Raw genomic sequence first — 24,519 nt, forward strand, 5'->3', positions numbered from 1 at the left:
TTATCTGCCCAGCCAGCCACCATCTACAGCTAGTTGATGACCATGGATATATTGAGAGGCATCTGATGCTAAAAATACAGCAGCACCTATGAAATCTTCCGGTTTACCCCAATCGCCTGCTGGGATACGGTCAAGGATTTGTTGGTTACGGTTTTCATCATTGATGAGGGCCGTATTCATATCTGTAGCAACGTAACCTGGCACGATGCTGTTGACATTCACATGATGGGGAGCCCATTCATTTGATAGGGCTTTCGTCAATTGGGAAACACCGCCTTTTGAAGCCGCATAGGCAGGTACCCGAATACCTCCTTGATAGGATAGTAATGACGCGAAGTTTATGATTTTGCCACTTTCCTGTGATACCATATACCTTCCTGCCTGCTGACAGAGTACCCATGTGGTTTTCAGGTTGATGTTAATCACTTCATCCCAGTCTTCCTCTGAGAAGTCTACAGCGTCTGAACGCCTTTGGATTCCTGCCGCGTTTAAAAGGATATCTATTTTTCCAAAAGTCTCAACAACTGAAGGAATCGCACCTTTTACTTGTTCTGCATCATTCAGATCACAAGCAATGATATGACATGTCCTTCCAAGAGATTCAATTTCCTCTTTCACATCGGTTTGATCGGGCTTGCGCTGCAGCAAAGCGATGTCTGCCCCTGCTTCTGCCAATCCGATTGCGACTGAACGACCAATGCCCCGGGTCCCTCCTGTAACGGCTGCAACTTTCCCATCTAATTGAAATAAACCTTGTTTCATTGAAATCCCCTTTCGATCTATTATTAATAGCGCTTTCATACCCTATTATAACTCTTTTATCCCAATAAAGAAAATCCTTTTCATAATGTTAAATGAACAAAGAAAATTTTTTCCTTCATTTTTTGAAAAAGATGTGTTCTGCGTGTAAACAATCTTTCTCTAAGGTGATTTTCCCGAAAGAATAGAAAGGCAGCCTGCGTTTGTCTGTTACAGAACCAGGGTTGAACAGGAGTGTTTTTTTAAAGTAACGGAGAACCGGTATGTGGGAGTGGCCAAAAATGAGTAAATCGACAGGCTCTTCCTCGAACGCCTCGAGGGCGCGTTTTTCTGTAGTCTTTTTTTCTCCATGCCCATGGACGATCCCGATTGTATACCCTTCACATTCCACTTTCTGTTTATAAGGGAAGACTCCGCGGATATCTTCTTCATCGATATTGCCATAAACACCAACAACAGGCGCAGAGGTTTTCAGTTGTTCGTAAATATCTAAACTCTTCCAATCTCCTGCATGGATAATCATGTCAGCTGTAGGCAGCTCCTCTATTAAACGTCTTGGTAACTGTCGTGCTTTCTCAGGCATATGCGTATCGGATATTACTAAAAGGTTCATATTCTCCCTCTTTTCTTTAAAGTCCCTTATCTGTAAGCTCGGTTTCGTTGCTTTTACTTGGAGAAATAGGATCTTGGAAATGGCTCGCTTTCCGCGGGGAAGACGGCAAGCCTCCTCGGGGCTGCGCCCCTGTGGGGTCTCGCCAGTCTATCCTTTCCCGCAGGAGTCTCACCATTTCCAAGACCCCATTTCCATGATTGGAGGAACGAAACCAACATTCCAGATCATAAAAGGATCTATCATGGGGGTTTGAGCATTATCTCAACCTTCCAGGCTAAAAGTAGTTTCGACCGATTCCACAGAAACCTATATTGCAAGGGGCGTTGGGGAACGGGGAGGCTCCTGTGGGAAAAGAGTTCTAGGTGAGTCCCCGTTCCCCAACGCCCCTTCTCCACACAGTATCTTGGAATCGAGTCTTCAAGTATCCTGCGAGTTTGGGGAATAGGTCACTTTTAACTGGGTCTAAAAAAAATCCTCTCCATCTGAAGATAGAGAGGGTTAAGGTGCTTATTGAATCGGTGTTTTGTTTGGTGTGCCCGCTTTTCGTGGATATTTCTTCGGTGTTTTTCTCCGTTTTTCAATAATCGCTATATTACGTTCACTACCTTCTTCAGGCAGTTCAAAGGTGTGTACATACACTACTTCCCCGCCAACGGTCTGGATTGCGACCTGCGCATCTTCCATTTCCTCATTCAAATTAGGCCCTTTCATTGCAATGAAGTGACCGCCTTTTGTTGTCAGTGGAAGACACAATTCACTTAGTACGGACATTCGCGCCACAGCACGGGCCAAGACAAGGTCGTATCCTTCCCGAAAATCTGCGTTTTTACCGAAATTTTCGGCACGGTCATGATAAAAAGCGACATCATCCAATTCCAATTCATGGGCTAAGTGGTTCAAAAATGTGATCCGCTTCTTCAAAGAATCGACAATCGTCACTTTCAAATGGGGAAAGACGATTTTCAATGGAAGACTTGGAAAGCCCGCTCCTGCTCCTACATCACAAATCCGGATCGGTTGATCGTTAAAATCATAATAAAAGGCAGCAGTCAGAGAATCATAGAAGTGTTTTAGATAAACCCCTTCCTGATCGGTAATCGCTGTGAGATTCATTTTTTCATTCCATTCCACTAAAATCTCAAAATAACGGTGGAATTGGTTTTGTTGTTTTTCATCCAGTACAATGCCCTGTTTGTGCAGAGCTTCCAGAAAGGTGTTTGTATCCATAAGTCCATCCTTTCAAATTATTCGCCAGATACGCGCGCAATTTTACCCTGTTCGATATAGACAAGGAGAATCGATACGTCAGCTGGATTGACACCTGAGACACGGGACGCTTGACCGACCGATAATGGACGGACGGCTTTTAAGCGATCGCGCGCTTCTGTCGCAAGTCCATTGATGGCATCATAATCAATGTCGTCTGGAATCTTCTTCGTCTCCATTTTCTTCATACGGTCGATTTGTTCCAGGGCTTTCTTGATATACCCGCTGTATTTCACCTGGATTTCCACTTGCTCTTTGACATCTTCCGGCAGTGAAACATCACTAGGTGTCACTTTCTCAAGGTGACTGTATTTCATCTCTGGACGCTTCAGAAGGTCGATCGCTCTTACAGCATCTTTCAGCCTGGATCCGCCCGCTTCTTCGATGACTGCCTGTACTTCATCCGTTTCTTTCAAGATGACCTTGTCCAAGCGTTTCTTCTCCTCTTCAATCAAACGTTTCTTCTCCTGGAAGCGTTCGTAACGATCTTGAGGAATCAAACCTAATTGATAGCCGATTTCCGTTAATCGAAGGTCAGCGTTATCATGGCGGAGCATCAATCTGAACTCAGCACGGGATGTCAGCAGGCGGTAAGGTTCTCCCGTTCCTTTCGTGACAAGATCATCAATCATGACCCCGATATAACCTTGAGAACGATCAAGAATCAATGGCTCTAAATTCAATGCTTTCGCGGCCGCATTGATTCCAGCCATAAGTCCTTGGCCTGCTGCTTCTTCGTAGCCGGATGTACCATTGATCTGTCCAGCTGTGAATAAACCTTCAATTTGTTTGGTCTCAAGCGTCGGCCACAGTTGTGTAGGTACGACAGAATCATATTCAATCGCATAGCCGGCACGCATGATTTCTGCTTTTTCAAGACCAGGGACGGTCCGCATCATCTCATTTTGAACAAATTCAGGCAAAGATGTGGAAAGTCCTTGCACATAGACTTCCTCGGTATCTCTTCCTTCTGGTTCTAAGAAAATTTGGTGACGTGGCTTATCATTGAAACGTACGATTTTGTCTTCGATCGAAGGACAATAACGTGGCCCCGTTCCTTTGATCGCCCCTGAATACATCGCTGAAAGTCCCAGGTTATCATTGATGATTCTGTGTGTTTCTTCATTCGTATATGTCAGCCAGCACGGAATTTGATCTGTAATAAATTCTGTGGTCTCGTAAGAAAAGGAACGAGGCTCCTCTTCCCCTGGCTGGATTTCCGTTTTTGAGTAGTCGATGGTATGACTATTCACACGCATCGGCGTCCCTGTCTTGAAACGGACCATTTCGATGCCCATTTCCTCTAACTGTTCTGATAGGGAAACGGTGGAACGCTGGTTATTCGGTCCACTCTCATAAGATAAATCTCCGATGATGACTCTGCCGCGCATGAACGTACCTGTAGTTACGATTACTGAAGGGGCATAATAAGCAGCCTTTGTCTCTGTGACGACCCCTTTGATTTGATTATCTTCCACTAAGACCTTCTCTACCATAGCTTGACGAAGCGTCAAGTTTTCCTGGTTTTCAAGGACCTGCTTCATTTCTTTTATATAAAGGGGCTTATCCGCTTGAGCACGTAATGCCCTTACTGCTGGCCCTTTTCTAGTGTTGAGAAGACGCATTTGGATATGTGTCTTATCAATGACTTTCCCCATTGCACCGCCTAAAGCGTCCACTTCTCGTACTACAATCCCTTTTGCCGGTCCTCCGATGGACGGATTACATGGCATAAAAGCAACAAGGTCAAGGTTCAAGGATAGCATAAGCGTTTTGGCTCCACGTCTTGCAGCAGCAAGTCCTGCTTCTACTCCAGCATGACCGGCACCTATTACAATTACATCATAATGCCCTGCATCATATGTCATTTGGATGTCTCTCCTTTGTTGATTATTTTCCTAAGCAAAACTGTGAAAACAACTGATCGATCAAGCTCTCATGTACGGTCTCACCGACAATTTCACCAAGGATCTCCCATGTTCTCGTCACATCGATCTGGACGACATCAAGAGGCACACCCAGTTCCATTCCGCTTTGTGCATCCTCAAGTGATTGCTTCGCCTGCTTGAGCAATTGGACATGCCGGACATTGGATACATACGTCATGTCACCAGCGTCCAAATCTCCTTCAAAGAATGTGTCACCAATAGCTTTCTCTAATTGGTCAATCCCTTCTTCATGAATCAATGAAGTTGTGATGACAGGATGCTCTCCCGCTAGTTGCTTCACTCGATCGATATCTAATTTATGATCTAAATCCATCTTGTTGACGATGACAATGACATTCATATCATTAATCGCTTCAAATAATTTCTCATCTTCTTCATTCAATTCATCCCCATAGTTTAACACAAGAAGGATGAGGTCAGCTTCTTTCAACACCTGCCTTGAACGCTCAACACCAATACGCTCGACGATGTCTTCCGTTTCTCTGATGCCCGCTGTATCGACTAACCTTAGTGGCACACCTCTGACATTAACATATTCTTCAATGACATCACGGGTCGTTCCAGGGATTTCAGTCACAATCGCTTTATTTTCATGAACCAGAGCATTCATCAACGAAGATTTTCCGACATTAGGCCGGCCGATGATCGCCGTTCCTAACCCTTCTCTAAGAATCTTCCCTTGTTTTGCTGTTTCTAATAAACGGGAAACTTCTTCATGGACCTCTTTCGTCTTTTCTTCCATCATCTCATGAGACATTTCTTCGACATCATCATACTCAGGATAATCGATATTCACTTCTACATGAGCTAATGTTTCAAGCAACTTCTGCCTCAATTCCTGGATCAGCTTTGATAGGCGGCCATCCATTTGCTTCAAGGCGACATTCATAGCCCGGTCTGTTTTTGCCCGAATCAAGTCCATGACTGCTTCGGCCTGAGATAAATCGATGCGTCCATTAAGAAACGCCCGCTTAGTGAACTCGCCCGGCTCTGCCAATCTTGCTCCACTTGCGAGTACAATCTCCAACAGACGATTCACTGAAACTAAGCCGCCATGGCAATTGATTTCAACGATATCTTCCCTTGTAAATGTCCTCGGGGCACGCATGACGGATACCATCACTTCTTCCGCCATTTCACCCGTCTCTGGATCAATAATTTTTCCGTAATGCATTGTGTGGGAATCGACATGGTTCAAATCTTTCCCTTTGAATAGATCAGCAGCAATCTTAACCGCTTCCGGTCCACTCAAACGGACAATAGCAATCGCACCTTCACCCATGGGAGTCGAAATCGCAGTTATCGTATCCGTTTCCACACGCACTCACCTCCTGAAATATTACGTATCTATAGTTATCCACAATTAATTTTTTTATTGTTGTCACTAACATACTACCTTACCACACCGCCACGTGTTTTGAAAAGATATCAACACCCTAGTAAGGAATAAAAATTCGCTCATCAATTATCCACATGTGTATAATTGATTTTCTTTTCATTTTTCCCAATTTTTAATAGAGCGATACGGTCCCCTGCCTTTGGACAAAGAGCGCTGGAATCTTGACCCGAAATACCTGAGGGCAGTTTAATAAATTCATAGCAACTCAAAAAAAATACTTCTGCCAATGTATTTTGACAGAAGTATTCGGGTGACACCATTAAGAAGGGCGGATGACGATATGCCGCCTGGGGTCATTGCCATCAGAATCCGTATTCACTTTTTTATGATCTTGTAAGGCTGTATGAATAATTTTTCTTTCATAGGAAGGCATCGGCTCGAGCTTGACTTCTTGATTCGTACGGATCGCTTTTTCAGCAAGACGTTGAGCCAAGTTTTCCAGGGTCTCTTTCCTGCGGCCGCGATATCCTTCCGCATCCAGCATCACTGTGTAAAAAATATCTGATTCACGATTGATGACCAATTGAGCTAAGTATTGGAGAGAATTCAACGTTTGACCACGTTTTCCAATAAGCATGGCTATCTTTTCACCTTCTAAATCCATATAAATTTCTCTTTGGTGGATTTCGGTGTTCACTTGAACAGGAGCGCCCATTTGTTCTGCTACTTCATAGATGAATGTTTCGGCATCCTGCACCGGATTTTTCTTAATCGATACTTTAACAATGGCTGGTTTTGTACCAAAGCCAAGAAATCCTTTTTTACCTTCATCAATGATCTCGGCATCCACCTGATCTTCTGATGTCTGTAATTGCTCTAGTGCTGATTGGATGGCCGTTTCAACTGTGTTTCCCGTAGCAGTTATTTGCTTCACTCGCCTGCTCCTCCCGTCGCATCTTTCATCATAGGTTTACGAATGAAAATGGTTTGAAGAATCATCACGATGTTACCGACAATCCAGTACAACGCCAACGCTGATGGGAAGAAGAAGGCAAAGGTACCAATCATAAGCGGCATGATATAAAGCATCATTTGCATTTGCGGATTTTGTGCCGCCGCTCCGCCAGCCATCATTAATTTCTGTTGCAGGAATGTGGTCGCAGCTGTCAATATCGCTAAGAATGGATCTGATTTTCCCAATTCAAGCCATAAGAAATTATGGGTCTGAATTTCTGCAGTTCTCATGATTGCATGATAGAAACCGATCAAAATCGGCATTTGCACGATTATCGGTAAACAGCCCGCTAATGGATTGACTCCATTTTTTTGGAAAAGCTGCATCGTCTCTTGTTGCAGTTTTTGTTGTGATTGAGCATCTTTTGATGAATATTTCTCACGCAATTCTTTCAGTTCTGGTTGGATATCCTGCATGGCTTTTGAACTCTTCAATTGCTTCACGTTCAATGGTAAAAGTAACACGCGGATAATGATGGTGACGATAATGATCGCCAAACCATAACTTCCGTTTGTGAAATCAGCGAAAAACAACAAAGTTTTCGACAATGGATAAACAACGTACTCATTCCAGAATCCTGTACTATCCGTGGTGATGTCCTGGTTCACATCCATACACCCGGATAGGAACGTAAGCAAACCTGCCATCGCAAGCAGGGTTAACATTTTATTACGCAACGTTCCTTCCTCCTTACTGAATCGCTCTTAAGCTAAAAAACTAACCTTTGAATATAATACATACTACATGACATTCATAAGTTTAGCATTAGTTCCCAGCATAATTCTATATGATTACAGTCTAATTTTTTTATTTAATAGCTTGGACCTTGATAAAACATGGTGCAAGCTTCGTTTTATTTCATGAAAACCCATTTGATTCGTCGGTTTCCTTGCTATTATGACCAGGTCATAATGAGGATGTATATGGTCTTCAAGTTCATGGAAGGCCTGCCTTAAATATCGCTTCACCTGATTCCGCAATACCGCCGGACCAATTTTTTTACTGACAGATAAACCGGTACGGAAATGGGACTGGTCCTCTTTTTCCATATAATAAAGGACCAATTGCCTGTTAGCGAATGATTGCCCACCTTGAAAAACCTTTTGAAACTCTTCATTTTTTTTAATCCGATAAGCTTTCTTCATCGAACACCCTCCACTATAGAAAAGCGCAAACGCCTGGATAGGCCCGACACGCATAAGACGAGGTTCGCAGTGAGGTGATTTTTCCTCACGGAGATCATCGACTTATGTCGCGAGGGACTAGGCGTTGGAGCTGGACATTAGAAAAGCGCAAACGCCTGGATAGGCCCGACACTCATAAGACGAGGTTCGCAGTGAGGTGATTTTTCCTCACGGAGATCATCGACTTATGTCGCGAGGGACTAGGCGTTGGAGCTGGACATTAGAAAAGCGCCGGCGCCTTCTGAAGACCTTCGGCTGCTCTCAAAACAAAAGAGGGACGTTAGATCCGCCCCTGCTTCTGTCACCTTATACTGAAAAAAAGACCACTGATTGTTTTCAGTGGCCTATGCTGATAAAACTTTTCTTCCTTTGCTGCGACGGCGTGCAAGAACTTTACGACCGTTCTTACTGCTCATACGTGCACGGAAGCCGTGTACTTTTTTGCGCTTACGGTTATTTGGTTGAAATGTGCGTTTCATTATATATACACCTCCTGGGAAAAATTCCAATAATACATAATCTAAAAGGCAGTCCCGATTAGTATAATCAAAATACTCCCCTTTTGTCAACATTCATTTTCTACATTCAATGGATAAGGATCACAGCGTTATATAACAGCCCTGTACTATAACAAAAGTTCGAATCTTCCATAATAAAGGCGAACAAAACATCCCCTAGCGAACATTCACAGGTGTTGTGTATAATTTTTTCTTGTGGATACGACTGTCCACAGCAATTATCGACAAGAAAATCACAAATTCTACTGCTGTGGATGAAGATTGTCTACAAGTTGTTATAATTGTGGATAAGTTAAAGCGAACCATTGCAACAAGCTGTTTTATTTGGTATTATATTTGTGTTTAACCGTGACTGACTTCTGAAGACTAAAAATCTTTTCCACAGAGTGTGGATAACATGTGGACAGTTGTTAACACGCTTGTTTATGTGATTATGCACAAGTATGTGGATACTGAAAATAACTATCTAGAACTCTAGTGAAATCAATCCTCGGACATCCACATCCGATCAGAGGTTTTTTATCGTAGAATATTATACAAACCTTATACGAACGCCTTTCGATCCTTTTGCTACGTTCGAAAAAGAGAACGAAAGGTTTTTTTGTTTTCCACTGAAACAGAAAGGGGTGAAAAAATTTGGAGAACATCAATGAATTATGGACGAATACGTTGGATCAAATTAAAGAGAAAATCAGCAAGCCGAGTTTTGAGACCTGGTTGAAAGCGACAAAAGCTGATTCTCTTAATGAAAATACGCTTACGATCGTTGCTCCGAATGAATTCGCCAGAGATTGGCTTGAAAATCAATATGAAGGTTTGATTACAGAGACCTTATATGAAGTGACGGGCGCGGAACTGGATACGAAGTTCATCATCCCGGAATCTAAAGAGGAATCATTGGAAGATGTAAAACTTTCATCGAAAAAAGTACCGAATGTCAAAAACAATGGCAATGAGGAATCACCACAAAGCATGCTGAACTCGAAGTACACCTTCGACACATTTGTCATTGGTTCGGGGAACCGGTTCGCTCATGCGGCTTCTTTAGCTGTGGCTGAAGCACCTGCCAAAGCTTATAATCCACTGTTCATTTACGGGGGCGTCGGACTGGGTAAAACCCACCTCATGCATGCCATCGGCCACTATGTACTGGATCACAACCCTAATGCGAAAGTCGTTTATTTATCATCAGAAAAATTCACCAATGAATTCATCAATTCCATCCGTGACAATAAAGCGGTGAACTTCCGTAATAAATACCGCAGTGTCGATGTGCTTTTAATTGATGATATCCAGTTCTTAGCTGGAAAAGAACAAACACAGGAAGAGTTCTTCCATACATTCAATACACTCCATGAAGAAAGCAAACAAATCGTCATCTCAAGTGATCGGCCTCCAAAAGAAATTCCTACATTGGAAGACCGATTACGTTCGCGATTTGAATGGGGACTGATTACAGATATTACACCGCCTGATCTAGAAACAAGGATTGCGATTCTGCGCAAAAAAGCTAAAGCAGAAGGCCTGGATATCCCTAATGAAGTGATGCTTTACATCGCCAATCAAATCGATACCAACATCCGTGAACTTGAAGGGGCGCTTATCCGTGTGGTTGCTTACTCTTCCCTGATCAACAGGGATATCAATGCTTCATTAGCTGCTGAAGCGTTGAAAGATATCATTCCTAGTTCAAAACCGAAAGTAATAACGATTGAAGGTATACAAGAGATAGTAGGAGAGAAGTATAATGTGAGATTGGAAGACTTCCCTGCTAAAAAAAGGACGAAATCCGTCGCCTTCCCTCGTCAGATTGCCATGTACCTTTCAAGAGAACTGACTGACTTTTCATTGCCTAAAATCGGGGAAGAGTTTGGAGGCCGGGATCATACGACAGTCATCCATGCTCATGAAAAAATATCAAGAATGGTAGCAGATGATCAGCAGCTGCAAAGGGAACTAGATGAAATCAAAGAACAACTGAAAACTCACTAGTGGATAATGTGTATAAAGGGTACAGATTCGTCAACACCTTATACACATGTGGATAACCCACAACTGACAGTCTTAATTCCTGTTATCCACATTTCCACAGCCCATACTAGTACTATTACTATATTTTATATAAAAAATAATTAAATATATGCTCATTAGGAGGAGTGTATTGAAATGAAATTTGTAATCCAGAGGGACCAACTGATCGCCAGCGTCCAAAACGTAATGAAAGCTATATCTTCGAGAACGACCATTCCAATCTTGACGGGAATGAAAATCGAGGCTTCAGAAGAGGGCATCAAATTGACCGGTAGTGATTCAGATATTTCTATTGAATCTTTTATCCCCACAGAAGAAGATGGTATTGTTTATGTAGAAAATATCGAACCTGGCAGTATCGTGCTCCAAGCAAAATATTTCCCAGACATCGTTCGTAAACTGCCTCAAAACACGGTGGAAATTGAAAGTGATAACACAAGGAATATAACGATTCGCTCAGGAAATGCAGAATTTCACTTGAATGGGCAGGATCCAGAAGAATATCCGCAGTTACCACAACTGCATACAGAAGAGAGCTTTGAATTACCAATTGACCTTTTGAAGAATTTAATCCGACAAACGGTATTCGCTGTATCCACTTCAGAAACGCGACCGATTCTTACAGGTGTCCACATCCGTATGGAAGAAGGTGAACTGGAATTTATTGCGACCGACAGTCACCGTCTTGCATCCCGCAAGATTCCTTTGGAACAACCTGAAGGTAAATCTTTACCTGCCGTGGTCATTCCAGGGAAGAGCTTAACGGAATTGAACAAAATCCTTGATGATTCTGAAGACACCATTGAAATCAGTGTCACGGACAATCAAGTACTTTTCCGGACCAAACATTTATATTTCTTATCCCGTTTGCTGGACGGAAACTATCCTGAAACATCCCGTTTAATTCCAGAGCAGAGCAAAACCATTGTGAAGATAGACACGAAGGAATTGTTGCAGTCTGTCGATCGAGCTTCCCTGCTATCGAAAGAAAACCGAAACAATGTGGTACGTTTGATGACGAAAGAGAACAATCACTTAGAAATCACAGGGAATTCTCCAGAAGTGGGGAATGTGGTTGAAGAAGTATTAGCGAATGATGTCGATGGGGAAGATCTGAAAATTTCCTTCAGCGCGAAGTACATGATGGATGCATTGAAAGCAGTTGATTATGATCAAGTAAAAGTTGAATTCACAGGAGCTATGCGGCCATTTTTGATTCGTCCTGTAGATGATGAACAAATTTTGCAATTGATTTTACCTGTACGTACGTATTGATCGGGCAAAGTATAAGACGAATATAAACAAGATTAAGAAGATGCTGTTATGGATTCTATAATGGCATCTTCTTTCTTTTCTCTCTGACCAGAAATATAAAAATAATAGAAAATCAACAACCAAGGCCCCTCACTTTTGGTGAAGAATGAACGAAATTTCACTTTAAGTCACTTGCACTTTCTTTACGGCCCTATCTTTAGTAAAATGAAAGATAGGTGAATTCATGGAATAGGGTGAATAAATATGAGCGAAGAAATTGGGATAACTACGGAATACATTCCATTGGGACAATTTTTAAAGTTAGCGAATATTGTCGAATCAGGCGGAATGGTTAAAATTTTCCTTGCTGAATTTGAAGTTTTTGTAAATGGAGAGCTTGAAAATCGCCGTGGTCGTAAACTGTACCTGGGAGATACAGTAGAAATAGAAGAATTCGGCAGCTTCACCGTTGTCCAAGAAGGATGAGGTTATAAGAAGCGCCTATGCACATTCATGAATTGTCATTGCGATCATTCAGAAATTATGATCAGCTTTCTTTGACATTCGACGATAAGATCAATGTCATCATTGGTGAAAATGCCCAGGGTAAGACCAATTTGATGGAAGCGATCTATGTTTTAGCCTTTGCGAGGTCCCACCGTACTCCCAGGGATAAAGAATTGATACAGTGGGATGAAGAGTATGGTAAAATAAAAGGGACTATCTATAAACGGAATCGTCGTTTTCCTCTGGAAATCATCATTTCCAATAAAGGGAAAAAAGCGAAGTTAAATCATATTGAGCAAAAGCGCCTCAGCGATTATATCGGTGCTTTGAATGTGGTCATGTTTGCACCTGAGGATCTCAATCTTGTCAAAGGGAGCCCTCAGGTGCGTCGTCGGTTTATTGACATGGAAATCGGTCAGATCCAGCCTACTTACATTTATCACTTAGGACAGTATCAAAAAATTCTAAGGCAGCGAAATCATTTACTGAAAGACCTGCAAAGGAAACCAGGGGCTGATCGGACGATGCTCGGCGTCATGACAGAACAACTGATCGAGCATGCGACGACAATCGTTGAACGCAGATTCAAGTTCCTCCAGCTGCTCCGTTCTTGGGCGGCTCCGATCCATAAGGGGATCAGTCGTCAATTGGAAAAACTGGAAATCGCCTATGATGCGAGTGTAAGAGTATCAGAGGATATGAATTTGGAAACAATAAAGAGAACATACACTGATAAATTCCTGGATATAGAATCAAAAGAGGTTGAACGTGGGACCACTTTAGCTGGTCCGCATAGGGATGACCTTGTTTTTTATGTGAACGGAAAAGATGTACAGACTTATGGTTCACAAGGTCAACAGCGGACGACGGCGCTGTCTTTGAAACTTGCGGAGATTGAATTGATTCATAGTGAAGTAGGTGAATATCCGATATTACTATTGGATGATGTACTAAGTGAATTGGACGATTACAGGCAGTCACATTTGCTTCATACGATTCAAGGGAAAGTGCAGACTTTCGTCTCTACTACAAGCATAGACGGAATTGAACATGAAGCCCTTGAACAAGCGGAAATCTTCCGTGTCAATGAAGGAACGATAGACATAGAGAAATGAGGTGGGAGATTGTTCATTCACATCGGGGATGATCATGTGATCCAGTCGAAGGATGTCGTAGCCATTATCGATCATAGTTTGATATCCTCCTCTTCAATCATTGAGGAGATGATCTTTAATCAACGGAAAGATAGACGTGTGATTGAAACGGAAGATCACGAGGCGAAAGCAATCGTCATAACGAATGATGTGATTTATTTTAGTCCGCTTTCTGTTTTTACCTTGAAGAAACGGGCTAACATGATGACCACTTTAAATAAATTGGAAGATTTCTCGGAAGAAACGGAATGGTGAAATAAAGATAGATTTTGGCGTAAGAAAATCCACGTAAAACCATTTGAGAAATGTAGGTGAGTACCATGAAGGAAGATATTATCGAAGAACAGCAGGCTTATGATGAAAGTCAGATACAGGTACTGGAAGGTTTAGAAGCCGTCCGGAAGAGACCCGGAATGTATATCGGCTCAACAAACGAGAAGGGTCTTCACCATTTAGTTTGGGAAATTGTCGATAATAGTATCGATGAGGCCATGGCCGGTTTTTGCGATCAAATTCAAGTCACCATTGAGAAAGATAACAGCATTACTGTTACGGATAATGGCCGAGGAGTTCCTGTCGGGATTCAAGAAAAGACCGGTCGTCCAGCCGTAGAAGTCATCCTTACTGTGCTTCACGCAGGGGGTAAGTTCGGGGGCGGCGGTTATAAGGTTTCCGGCGGACTTCATGGTGTGGGTGCATCTGTGGTGAACGCATTATCTTCAAAGCTGGAGGTATTTGTCCATCGGGATGGCCAGATTCATTACCAGGCGTACCATCGCGGAGTGCCGGAGGAAGACTTGAAGGTGATCGGAGAGACTGATCAAACCGGAACAAAGATTCAATTCACTCCTGATATTGAAATTTTTTCAGAGACTCAAGAATATAATTTCGAAACATTAGCCAATCGATTACGTGAGCTCGCATTCTTGAATAAAGGATTGACCATCACGATCGAAGATAAACGCACCGACGAAGATCCAGTCGAATATTACTATGAGGGCGGAATTTTATCCTACGTCGAGCATATGAACCGCACGCGTCAAGCGTTGCACGAGGCGTTTTTCTTAGAAGACGAACAAGAGGATATATCGATTGAAATCGCTATGCAGTACAATGATGGATTTGCCAGCAATCTTTATTCTTACGCAAACAACATTCATACGTATGAAGGCGGAACGCACGAATCAGGCTTTAAGACAGGACTGACTCGTGTCATAAATGACTATGCGCGGAAGAACAACATGTTCAAAGAGACCGATCCGAACTTGACTGGTGATGATGTGCGTGAAGGTTTGACTGCCATCATTTCCATCAAGCACCCGGATCCCCAATTCGAAGGGCAGACGAAGACGAAGCTTGGAAATAGTGAAGCCCGTACGGTTACAGATGCGCTGTTTTCAGAGAAATTCTCCAGATTCCTGTTCGAAAATCCGAACATGGCGAAGACCATCGTGGAAAAAGGACTGATGGCTTCAAGAGCTCGTATGGCAGCTAAGAAAGCACGTGAACTGACACGAAGGAAAAGTGCTTTAGAAGTATCCAACCTTCCAGGTAAATTGGCGGACTGTTCATCAAAAGATGCCAAAATATCTGAAATCTACATCGTTGAGGGTGACTCAGCAGGTGGTTCAGCCAAACAAGGGCGGGATCGTCATTTCCAAGCGATCCTACCTTTGAGAGGTAAGATCATCAATGTAGAGAAAGCGCGGTTAGACAAGATTTTATCGAACAATGAAGTCCGTGCGATAATCACAGCATTAGGTACAGGGATCGGAGAGGACTTCGATATTTCCAAAGCCCGTTACCATAAAATCGTGATTATGACGGATGCTGATGTCGATGGGGCGCACATCCGGACTTTACTGTTGACGTTCTTCTATCGTTATATGCGGCCATTGATTGAAAAAGGGTACATCTATATAGCCCAGCCACCGCTTTACAAGATTCAGCAAGGAAAAGCGATTAACTATACGTATAGTGATAAACAGCTGGATGCGAAACTTGCCGAACTATCGAAGTCGCCTAAGCCAAGCGTTCAGCGTTATAAGGGTCTTGGAGAGATGAACCCTGAACAACTTTGGGAAACGACGATGGATCCTGACACACGTTCGATGCTTCAAGTCAACTTAGAAGATGCGATCGGAGCAGACGAAACGTTTGATATCCTGATGGGGGACAAAGTCGAACCAAGACGTAACTTCATTCAGGAAAATGCTCAATATGTACAAAACCTTGATGTTTGATCCGGTTGAATGTTAAGCATCATAGGCGTCATTTGACGTGAAGGAATAGATTGGAGAAGGGAATCAAGTCCTTCTCCTCCTTAAAGGCAATTAGGAGGTAAAAAAGAATGGTGGATCAACCCGAACGCCCGCGCGTACAGGAAATAAACATCAGCCAAGAAATGCGTACTTCCTTCTTGGATTATGCGATGAGTGTCATCGTCGCACGTGCCCTCCCAGACGTTAGGGATGGCTTGAAGCCTGTACACCGAAGAATATTGTATGCGATGCATGACCTTGGTATGCATTCAGATAAAGCTTATAAAAAATCTGCCCGTATCGTAGGTGAGGTTATTGGTAAGTACCACCCTCATGGCGACTCCGCTGTGTACGATACGATGGTGCGTATGGCTCAGGACTTCAACTACCGTTATATGCTGGTCGATGGTCACGGTAACTTTGGTTCAGTCGATGGAGATGCAGCAGCAGCTATGCGTTATACAGAGGCAAGGATGTCAAAAATCTCGATGGAAATTCTCCGTGATATCAATAAAGATACCATCGATTATGATGACAACTATGATGGTACAGAAAGAGAACCAATCGTACTCCCTGCCAAATTCCCGAACTTGCTCGTTAATGGCGGCTCCGGAATCGCAGTCGGAATGGCAACCAATATCCCGCCCCATCAATTAGGGGAAGTGATCGATGCCGTTCTTGCGTTAAGTAAAGATCCTGATATTACGATACAGGAATTGATGGAGAATCATATTTACGGTCCGGACTTCCCGACAGCTGGTAAAATTCTCGGAATGAGCGGAATCCGTAAAGCTTATGAAACAGGAAAAGGATCAATTACGGTCCGGGCTGATGTCGAAATTGATGAACAGGCAAATGGAAAATCCCGTCTGATCGTTACGGAATTACCGTATCAAGTCAACAAAGCCCGTCTAGTTGAAAAGATCGCGGACCTGGCCCGTGATAAGAAAATCGACGGGATCACTGATTTGCGTGATGAATCAGACCGTAATGGTATGCGTGTAGTGATTGAACTGCGACGTGATGCCAACCCGAACGTCCTTTTAAACAATCTTTATAAAATGACGGCCTTACAATCTACATTCGGCATCAATATGTTAGCTCTTGTGAATGGACATCCAAGGGTATTGAACCTGAAGCAGTGTCTCGTGCATTATCTCGATCACCAGAAAGTCGTCATTAGAAGACGGACAGAGTATGAGCTGAGAAAGGCAGAAGCCCGGGCTCACATTTTAGCTGGTCTGCGTATTGCACTTGATCATTTGGATGAGGTCATTTCATTGATTCGCGAATCACAAACGACGGATATCGCCCGCACGGGTCTGATGGAACGTTTCGGCCTTTCTGAGAAACAGGCACAAGCGATTCTTGATATGCGCTTGCAGCGTTTGACAGGGCTTGAACGGGAGAAGATTGAAGATGAGTACAATGAAATCACAAACTTGATTGCTGAATTGAAGGCGATCTTAGCTGATGACGAAAAGGTGCTTGAAATCATCCGTGAAGAGCTAGTGGATGTCAAAGAACGCTTTAACGATGAGCGGCGCACAGAAATCATCCTGGGTGGAACAGACTTCATCGAAGACGAAGACTTGATTCCTGAAGAGACGGTCATCGTGACAGTAACCCACCAGGGATATGTGAAGCGCTTGCCTGCCAATACGTACCGTTCTCAACGAAGAGGCGGACGTGGTGTGCAAGGAATGGGGACACATGAGGAAGACTTCGTGGAACATCTGTTATCCACTTCAACCCATAACACGCTCCTGTTCTTCTCGAATAAAGGGAAAGTATACAAAGCAAAAGGCTATGAAGTCCCTGAATTCAGTCGGACGGCAAAAGGGATTCCTATCATCAACATGTTGAATGTGGAACGGGATGAGTGGATTAATGCCGTCATCTCCGTAGAGGACTTCGTCGATGATTGGTACCTCGTCTTCACTACGAGGAATGGAATCACGAAACGGACGACGCTGTCTCAATTTGCCAACATCCGCCGCGGAGGTTTGATCGCTCTCGGTTTACGGGAAGATGATGAATTAATTTCCGTCCGTTTGACAGACGGGGCGAAGGATATCATGATCGGTACTCAAAATGGTTACCTGATACGGTTCAATGAAGATCAAATCCGTACGATGGGACGAACGGCTGCCGGTGTCAAAGGTATTTCTCTAAGGAATGACGACAAGGTCGTTTCGATGGAAATACTTGATGATTCCCTCCAGGTACTGACCGTTACAAGCAAAGGTTATGGAAAGCGTACGCCTGCAAGTGATTATAGAATCACTAACAGGGGTGGGAAAGGAATCATTACGTGTAACTTGACCGACAAAAATGGGCAGGTTGTCGCAACGAAAGCTGTAAATGGTGAAGAGGATGTTATGATCATCACAGCTAGCGGTGTCTTGATCCGCATGCCGTTGGAAAGTATCTCTGAAACAGGACGTAACACTCAAGGTGTACGTTTGATACGTCTGGGCGAAGGCGAAGAAGTTGCTACCGTAGCCCGGGTAGAGTCTGAAAAAGAAGAAGATGAAATCGTGGAAGAAGCTTTGGAGAAAGAAGCAGAACTGGAATCCAGTCAGGGATCTGGTGACACCATCGAAGCAGATACCTCCAACAATGAAGAAAATGACGAATCAGATGAATCATAAGAAGATTTGAATAACAGTCGCCTGTCGGTTTAATAGCGGCAGGCGGCTTTTTTTACCTCCATAGACTGTGATTAGCATAGGAAAGGTGGGAGAATTCCATGAGAGTGAGCCCTGCTCAACTTGTGCCCGGGTGTTTAGTTACTAAAGATGTGATGGGACGCACCAACAGGCCGATCGTGCCAAAAAATACGACCATACAAGCAATACATATCGAAGTTTTGAAAAAGTTTCAAATTGAGTCTGTGGAAGTTTCGAATAAACAAACAGATGGTACTTCTTTCAATCCAATGGGACAAATGGAAAGTAAGGAAACCACCGCTTCTACTGAAACACACACCCAAGAACTCTCTCCCTCTTTTCATGATCAATATTTAGAAGCTGTGCAATCTTATAAGAAGTGGTTCACCGATTGGAGTGGAGGTTCTCCTATAGATATGAATGCGATCAGGAAAGTAATGATCCCTCTATTAGAGAAAGTGATTGAATCCAAACGGGATGTTTTTACGCTTCATCATTATACTTCTAGTGATGATTATATTTATCACCATAGTGTGGCGATAGGCTTGTTATCAGGATATTTGGCTTCTAAGATGGGCTACAATTATGGCGAGTGGATGCAGGTCGGATTAGCAGGAGTCTTATGTGATAGCGGAATGGCGAAATTAGATGGGAAGATCACCTGGAAAGAAGGCGCACTGACAGAGGCAGAGTTTGAACAGGTGAAAAACCATCCGACATATTCCTATCGTAACGTTGAGAAAGTTCCTACCTTGAGCGCGCAAGCCAAAATAGCCATCCTTCAACACCATGAACGGTTGAATGGCACAGGTTATCCATTAGGGTTAGGCCAATCAAAAATTCATGATTTCAGTCAAATCATCGCCGTCAGTGATATGTACCACGCCATGACATCAGAGCGTTTGTACCGCCGAAAACAGTCCCCTTATAAAGTATTAGAAGAGATCCTCCAGGAACAGTTCGGGCGTTATGATCATAAAATCATCCGTGTCTTCGTCAAAGAAATGACCAATTACTCGACAGGGACAAACATCCGCTTGTCAGACAGCCGTCTTGCGGAAATTATTTTTGTGGAAAGCAACCATCCGACCCGGCCAATGATCCGAATAGCGGAAGATGGTCAAATCCTTCATTTGAAAGAGCATCTGTATTTACACATAGAAGAAGTGTACGATTGAGCATTCTCTCATTGTTTCAATGGGTGGATGAGAACTGATCAGTAAGCCATGCAGAAACCATAGATGGGATTTGTTCAGCAGCAGAATTAAGGAAATGGACGATGAATACATAATCTTCACGGTCTTTCATCTGCTCCATCTCGCCCCACCACTCTCCTTCATAACGGACGAGCATGCTCAAGTTGTATAAAACAGCAAAATAACTCAATAACTCAGGCCAATCCTCCTCTATTTCCAAAGGGGGGGATTTTTTCAATTGATAGATATTCTCCATGGATGTCAACGGACGTAACAGCTCATCCATGGAGATTTTATCTTTTGTGGATGTGAACTGGAAAAGGTGGTGAGCCGCATGGGGGAAGAGTCCATGTGGTTGAATGCGGATATCGTCTTCTAAAAATCGATAGTGCTGCTTTTTTCTCTTCCTCGTAGATAACCCGTGAGCCAATACTTTTGCTGTAGCCGGATACCCGGGATCAACTGTAAGCAGGCAGCTTTTTAAATAGTGGTTCAGCCCGTAGTAGAAAAGGAGAGGCTTGACGCTTAATGGTGTATGCAGGGCCGTGGACCAGTAATCATGACCCAGGGTAAGACCATAAACGAAACGCTCTGCATTGTTATAAGCATGATGTTCTGCTTTTGAATGCTTGATTTTGTCATAACAAGCGGATAAAAACGGTCGTGTGTGTGCGGTAACTTGGAGATAAGTCAATATAGTATCATCACTTGCCAATATTCCTCTCTCCTTTCCGTGTTGATAGGAAGTGTATGCCAATTATTTATGGTTGAAAAAGCACAATCATTGTCGTATTGTAAATAACAATAAGAAATGGTGTCTGTCCATTTACCACTTATTTTACCCACTTTTACCCAAACTATTTGAACGAAGAAAAGGAGAGGTCAAACATGCGTGAAGACAAGTTTACTAAAGAAGGTTTGACGTTTGACGATGTGTTGCTTTTGCCTGCGAAATCAGATGTTCTCCCTCGTGATGTTTCTTTGGCGACAGAGTTGTCACCGACATTACGTTTGAACATGCCGATTTTGAGCGCCGGTATGGACACTGTTACGGAAGCAGCTATGGCTATCGGGATGGCTCGTCAAGGCGGTCTTGGTGTCATCCACAAAAATATGTCGATTGAGGAACAAGCGGAACATGTCGATCGGGTGAAACGTTCTGAAAGTGGTGTCATCACCAACCCGTTCTTTCTGACACCCGAGCATCAAGTCTTCGACGCAGAGCATTTGATGGGGAAATTCCGGATTTCAGGTGTTCCTATTGTAAATAATGTAGATGATCAGAAACTCGTCGGCATTATTACAAACCGCGATCTTCGTTTCATCGAAGACTATTCAATGGCTATCAGTGATGTAATGACAAGTGAAGATCTTGTAACGGCTCCTGTCGGCACAACACTTGATGAAGCAGAAAAAATACTTCAAAAATATAAAATCGAAAAACTGCCGATGGTAGACAATCAAGGGATCCTTAAAGGATTGATCACCATTAAAGATATAGAAAAAGTCATAGAATTTCCATATTCAGCAAAGGACGAGCAAGGCCGTTTATTGTGCGGAGCGGCTGTAGGTGTGACGGCTGATGCGATGACAAGGATTGATAAATTGGTAGATGCAGGTGTGGATGCACTCGTCGTCGATACCGCTCATGGACATTCCCAAGGAGTGATTGACCAGGTGAAACGTATTAAAGATCGCCACCCTGGTGTAAATATCATCGCGGGAAATGTGGCTACACCAGAAGCGACACGTGAGTTGATCGAAGCAGGAGCGGATGTTGTCAAAGTCGGCATCGGGCCTGGCTCGATTTGTACCACTCGAGTTGTTGCAGGCGTCGGGGTGCCGCAAATTACTGCTGTTAATGATTGTGCAAGAGAAGCAGAAAAACACAACAAATCGATCATAGCGGATGGCGGGATCAAATTTTCTGGAGATATCGTCAAAGCCCTGGCAGCAGGCGGGCATGCAGTCATGCTCGGCAGTCTTCTGGCAGGAGTATCAGAAAGCCCTGGAGAAACAGAAATTTTCCAAGGACGCCGTTTCAAGGTGTATCGCGGTATGGGCTCTGTAGGAGCAATGGAATCAGGCTCCAAAGACCGTTACTTCCAAAGCGAACAAGAAACGAAAAAGCTGGTTCCAGAAGGAATTGAAGGTCGCATGCCATACAAAGGACCACTATCCGATTCGATTCACCAGCTACTCGGTGGACTTCGTTCAGGAATGGGGTATTGTGGAACAGCGACCATCGATGCCTTAAGAACGGATGCCCAGTTCACCAGAATTACCGGTGCTGGTTTACGCGAAAGTCATCCCCATGACGTCCAGATCACAAAAGAAGCACCAAACTACTCCGTTTGACCTGGTCAAGAAAGAATAGACAGGGACTTTTCCCTGTCTATTTTTTTATATAAGCATGTGATAAAATAACGAGGGTGTATAATATAAGGGTGGAGGTTGAAAAAGTTGATACAAAGATTTAAAGCATCAATGGCCATAACGCTGGCATTGCTCCTAAGTTTGTTTGCGGTATCCACGAATCCTGGACATACATATGCAAGCACGGTTGAAGTAGGAGCAAAATCAGCGATTCTCGTCGATGCTGAAACAGGAAAGGTTATATTTGAGAAAGAGGCAGATTTGACTCTACCTCCTGCAAGTATGACGAAGATGATGACAGAGTACTTAGTTATGGAAGCTATAGAAGAAGGGACGATCAGTTGGGAAACCACTACAGAAATCGGTCCTTATGCTTATGAAATATCTGCGAACCCTGAATTTTCGGGTGTCGGTTTAAAAATGAATAAAGATTATACCGTTCGTGAGCTTTATGAAGCGATGGCAATCAATTCAGATAACGCCACGACGATCACACTTACAGAGTTAATCGCCGGCTCTGAGAGTGAATTTGTAAAAATGATGAATGAAAAAGCAGAAGAAATGGGTTTGCCGGACTATGAATTTGTCAATGCTACCGGATTGAATAATTCGCACCTGGGAGATAACTACCCAGAAGGGACAGAGCCTGATGCTACGAACATGCTTTCAGCTCGGTCTGCAGCACTTCTTGCTTATCATCTGATTAATGACTATCCAGAAGCTTTAGAGTTTTCCAGTCAGCCTACTGCTGAATTTGATGGTCAAACTATAACAAACTGGAACTGGATGATTCCAGGCATGCCAGGAAGTAATCTTGATCAATTCTCTTATGATGGGATTGATGGATTGAAAACAGGTTACACCGAACTTGCTCAAAATACGTTTACAGGAACAGCTGAACGTGACGGTCAACGTTTCATTTCCGTAGTGATGAAGTCTGAATCAAGGGCTTCACGGTTCCAGCAAACCAGGAAACTTTTGGATTATGGATTCAACCAGTTTGAACATAAGGAACTTTACCCTGCAGGGCAACAACTCGAAGATCAATCCACTCTCCCAGTCACTAAAGGAAAAGAAGACAAAATATCCATTGAAACAAATGAAGCATTAAGCACACTTGTGAAAAAAACAGAAGAAGATCAATATGAAATCGACTATTCGATCTCCGAAGAACAATTAGTCGCACCAGTAGAAAAGGGGCAAAAAGTAGGAACAGCCACGCTTGTCTACAATGGTGAAGAGAGCTATGGAAATATTTTACCGAATGGGAAACAGACGGTAGATATCGTAACTACAGGAGCTGTCGAAAAATCCAATTGGTTTATGCTGATGTTAGGTGGAATCGGTGAGTTCTTCAGTGATATATTCACTGGCGCAGTAGATATGGTTAAAGGCTGGTTCTAACAAAAACTCAAATATATTTAGTAGGATTTAGTGGGGTAATGCGTTACAATAGAGTATAAGAATCTATCATTCGATTCAAAAAAATACTTGAAATATATAGCTTTTAGGGAGGAATATATCATGTCACAAACAGGTACGGATCGCGTCAAACGTGGAATGGCAGAAATGCAAAAAGGTGGCGTCATCATGGACGTCGTAAATGCAGAACAAGCAAAAATAGCTGAAGAAGCAGGAGCTGTAGCCGTAATGGCTCTTGAACGTGTTCCAGCGGATATCCGCGCTGCAGGTGGAGTTGCACGTATGGCAGATCCTACAATTGTAGAAGAAGTGATGAATGCTGTTTCCATTCCAGTCATGGCGAAAGCGCGTATCGGCCACATCAGCGAAGCACGCGTGCTTGAAGCGATGGGTGTAGATTATATCGATGAAAGTGAAGTTCTTACGCCTGCGGACGAAATTTATCACATCAAAAAAGACGATTACACTGTTCCTTTCGTCTGTGGATGCCGTAACCTGGGAGAGGCGACACGCCGTATCCGTGAAGGAGCTTCAATGCTGCGAACAAAGGGAGAACCTGGAACGGGAAATATTGTAGAAGCTGTCAGTCACATGCGCCAGGTCCAATCTCAAATTCGTCACCTGCGTGGCTTGTCAGAAGATGAAGTGATGGTATTTGCAAAAGAAAACGGTGCGCCATTCGATCTTCTTATGGAAATCCGTGAAGAAGGACGTCTGCCTGTCGTTAACTTTGCTGCTGGAGGAATTGCTACACCTGCTGATGCGTCCCTTATGATGCAATTGGGAGCAGATGGTGTATTCGTTGGATCTGGAATTTTCAAATCCAATAACCCGGAGAAGTTCGCCCGTGCTATTGTTGAAGCTACCACTCATTATGATGATTATAAATTGATTGGTGAACTGTCCAAAGGTCTGGGTACAGCGATGAAAGGGATGGAAATGTCCACTCTTACTCCTGAACAACGTATGCAGGACCGCAGCCAGTAAGAAAAGGAGATATGCA

At 43.3% G+C, this 24,519-nt stretch carries 21 protein-coding genes; 11 read left to right on the top strand and 10 right to left on the bottom strand.

Annotation, left to right across the window (positions count from 1 at the left end):
- The 9 genes from ACTWPX_RS02965 to rpmH form a co-directional block, all read right to left on the bottom strand.
- Positions 1-762, bottom strand: coding sequence for an SDR family oxidoreductase (locus tag ACTWPX_RS02965; protein ID WP_443118445.1), 762 nt, complete (start codon positions 760-762; stop codon positions 1-3).
- Between the two features lie 115 nt (positions 763-877).
- Positions 878-1,372 carry a metallophosphoesterase family protein gene (locus ACTWPX_RS02970; RefSeq protein WP_443118446.1) on the bottom strand — a complete coding sequence of 165 codons (495 nt, stop codon included), beginning with the start codon at positions 1,370-1,372 and terminating at the stop codon, positions 878-880.
- Between the two features lie 507 nt (positions 1,373-1,879).
- Entirely contained in the window at positions 1,880-2,599 is a 720-nt protein-coding gene (gene rsmG / locus ACTWPX_RS02975) for a 16S rRNA (guanine(527)-N(7))-methyltransferase RsmG (RefSeq protein ID WP_443118447.1), read from the bottom strand.
- Between the two features lie 17 nt (positions 2,600-2,616).
- Entirely contained in the window at positions 2,617-4,506 is a 1,890-nt protein-coding gene (gene mnmG / locus ACTWPX_RS02980) for a tRNA uridine-5-carboxymethylaminomethyl(34) synthesis enzyme MnmG (RefSeq protein ID WP_443118448.1), read from the bottom strand.
- Between the two features lie 22 nt (positions 4,507-4,528).
- On the bottom strand, positions 4,529-5,905 hold the full coding sequence (gene mnmE, locus ACTWPX_RS02985) for a tRNA uridine-5-carboxymethylaminomethyl(34) synthesis GTPase MnmE (protein WP_443118449.1): 1,377 nt from the start codon (positions 5,903-5,905) through the stop codon (positions 4,529-4,531).
- 340 nt (positions 5,906-6,245) lie between these two features.
- Positions 6,246-6,860, bottom strand: coding sequence for an RNA-binding cell elongation regulator Jag/EloR (gene jag / locus ACTWPX_RS02990; protein ID WP_443118450.1), 615 nt, complete (start codon positions 6,858-6,860; stop codon positions 6,246-6,248).
- Positions 6,857-7,618, bottom strand: coding sequence for a YidC family membrane integrase SpoIIIJ (gene spoIIIJ / locus ACTWPX_RS02995; RefSeq protein WP_443118451.1), 762 nt, complete (start codon positions 7,616-7,618; stop codon positions 6,857-6,859). Before spoIIIJ ends, jag begins: the two co-directional genes overlap by 4 nt.
- A gap of 114 nt (positions 7,619-7,732) precedes the next feature.
- A complete protein-coding gene (gene rnpA / locus ACTWPX_RS03000) occupies positions 7,733-8,086 on the bottom strand; it encodes a ribonuclease P protein component (protein ID WP_443118452.1) in 354 nt (117 codons plus the stop codon).
- Between the two features lie 383 nt (positions 8,087-8,469).
- Positions 8,470-8,604, bottom strand: a complete 135-nt coding sequence (gene rpmH / locus ACTWPX_RS03005; protein WP_035545113.1) for a 50S ribosomal protein L34 — start codon at positions 8,602-8,604, stop codon at positions 8,470-8,472.
- A gap of 675 nt (positions 8,605-9,279) precedes the next feature.
- Between rpmH and dnaA the strand changes: the two genes are divergently transcribed.
- The 8 genes from dnaA (at position 9,280) to ACTWPX_RS03045 (ending at position 19,700) form a co-directional block, all read left to right on the top strand.
- Positions 9,280-10,635, top strand: coding sequence for a chromosomal replication initiator protein DnaA (gene dnaA / locus ACTWPX_RS03010; protein ID WP_443118453.1), 1,356 nt, complete (start codon positions 9,280-9,282; stop codon positions 10,633-10,635).
- 174 nt (positions 10,636-10,809) lie between these two features.
- Positions 10,810-11,949, top strand: coding sequence for a DNA polymerase III subunit beta (gene dnaN, locus ACTWPX_RS03015; RefSeq protein ID WP_128525136.1), 1,140 nt, complete (start codon positions 10,810-10,812; stop codon positions 11,947-11,949).
- 243 nt (positions 11,950-12,192) lie between these two features.
- A complete protein-coding gene (gene yaaA / locus ACTWPX_RS03020; protein ID WP_128525135.1) occupies positions 12,193-12,414 on the top strand; it encodes a S4 domain-containing protein YaaA in 222 nt (73 codons plus the stop codon).
- 17 nt (positions 12,415-12,431) lie between these two features.
- Positions 12,432-13,550 (top strand): DNA replication/repair protein RecF, encoded by a 1,119-nt coding sequence (recF, locus tag ACTWPX_RS03025; RefSeq protein WP_443118454.1) that lies wholly within the window; start codon positions 12,432-12,434, stop codon positions 13,548-13,550.
- 9 nt (positions 13,551-13,559) lie between these two features.
- Positions 13,560-13,844: an extracellular matrix regulator RemB gene (gene remB / locus ACTWPX_RS03030; RefSeq protein ID WP_128525133.1), complete on the top strand. Its 285-nt coding sequence runs from the start codon at positions 13,560-13,562 to the stop codon at positions 13,842-13,844.
- A gap of 65 nt (positions 13,845-13,909) precedes the next feature.
- Entirely contained in the window at positions 13,910-15,832 is a 1,923-nt protein-coding gene (gene gyrB / locus ACTWPX_RS03035; protein ID WP_443118455.1) for a DNA topoisomerase (ATP-hydrolyzing) subunit B, read from the top strand.
- Positions 15,833-15,939: 107 nt separating this feature from the next.
- Complete coding sequence (gene gyrA, locus ACTWPX_RS03040; RefSeq protein ID WP_443118456.1) at positions 15,940-18,504, top strand: DNA gyrase subunit A; 2,565 nt, start codon at positions 15,940-15,942, stop codon at positions 18,502-18,504.
- Between the two features lie 98 nt (positions 18,505-18,602).
- A complete protein-coding gene (locus tag ACTWPX_RS03045; RefSeq protein ID WP_443118457.1) occupies positions 18,603-19,700 on the top strand; it encodes an HD-GYP domain-containing protein in 1,098 nt (365 codons plus the stop codon).
- Between the two features lie 16 nt (positions 19,701-19,716).
- Here the strand turns inward: ACTWPX_RS03045 and ACTWPX_RS03050 are convergent, their stop codons facing one another.
- Entirely contained in the window at positions 19,717-20,433 is a 717-nt protein-coding gene (locus tag ACTWPX_RS03050; RefSeq protein ID WP_443118458.1) for a YaaC family protein, read from the bottom strand.
- 173 nt (positions 20,434-20,606) lie between these two features.
- On the opposite strand from ACTWPX_RS03050, the gene guaB reads away from it, so the two are divergent.
- From guaB to pdxS, 3 genes are all read left to right on the top strand, one after another.
- Positions 20,607-22,076 carry an IMP dehydrogenase gene (guaB, locus tag ACTWPX_RS03055; protein ID WP_443118459.1) on the top strand — a complete coding sequence of 490 codons (1,470 nt, stop codon included), beginning with the start codon at positions 20,607-20,609 and terminating at the stop codon, positions 22,074-22,076.
- A 105-nt stretch (positions 22,077-22,181) separates the two neighbouring features.
- The gene (locus tag ACTWPX_RS03060; protein ID WP_443118460.1) at positions 22,182-23,498 is read left to right on the top strand and encodes a serine hydrolase; all 1,317 of its coding nucleotides are present in this window, start codon (positions 22,182-22,184) and stop codon (positions 23,496-23,498) included.
- Positions 23,499-23,618: 120 nt separating this feature from the next.
- Entirely contained in the window at positions 23,619-24,503 is an 885-nt protein-coding gene (gene pdxS / locus ACTWPX_RS03065) for a pyridoxal 5'-phosphate synthase lyase subunit PdxS (protein ID WP_443118461.1), read from the top strand.
- Positions 24,504-24,519: the final 16 nt, after the last annotated feature.

Origin of the sequence: Halobacillus sp. H74, from assembly GCF_052246715.1 — a bacterium.
Taxonomy (GTDB): Bacteria; Bacillota; Bacilli; order Bacillales; family Halobacillaceae; genus Halobacillus; species Halobacillus litoralis_A.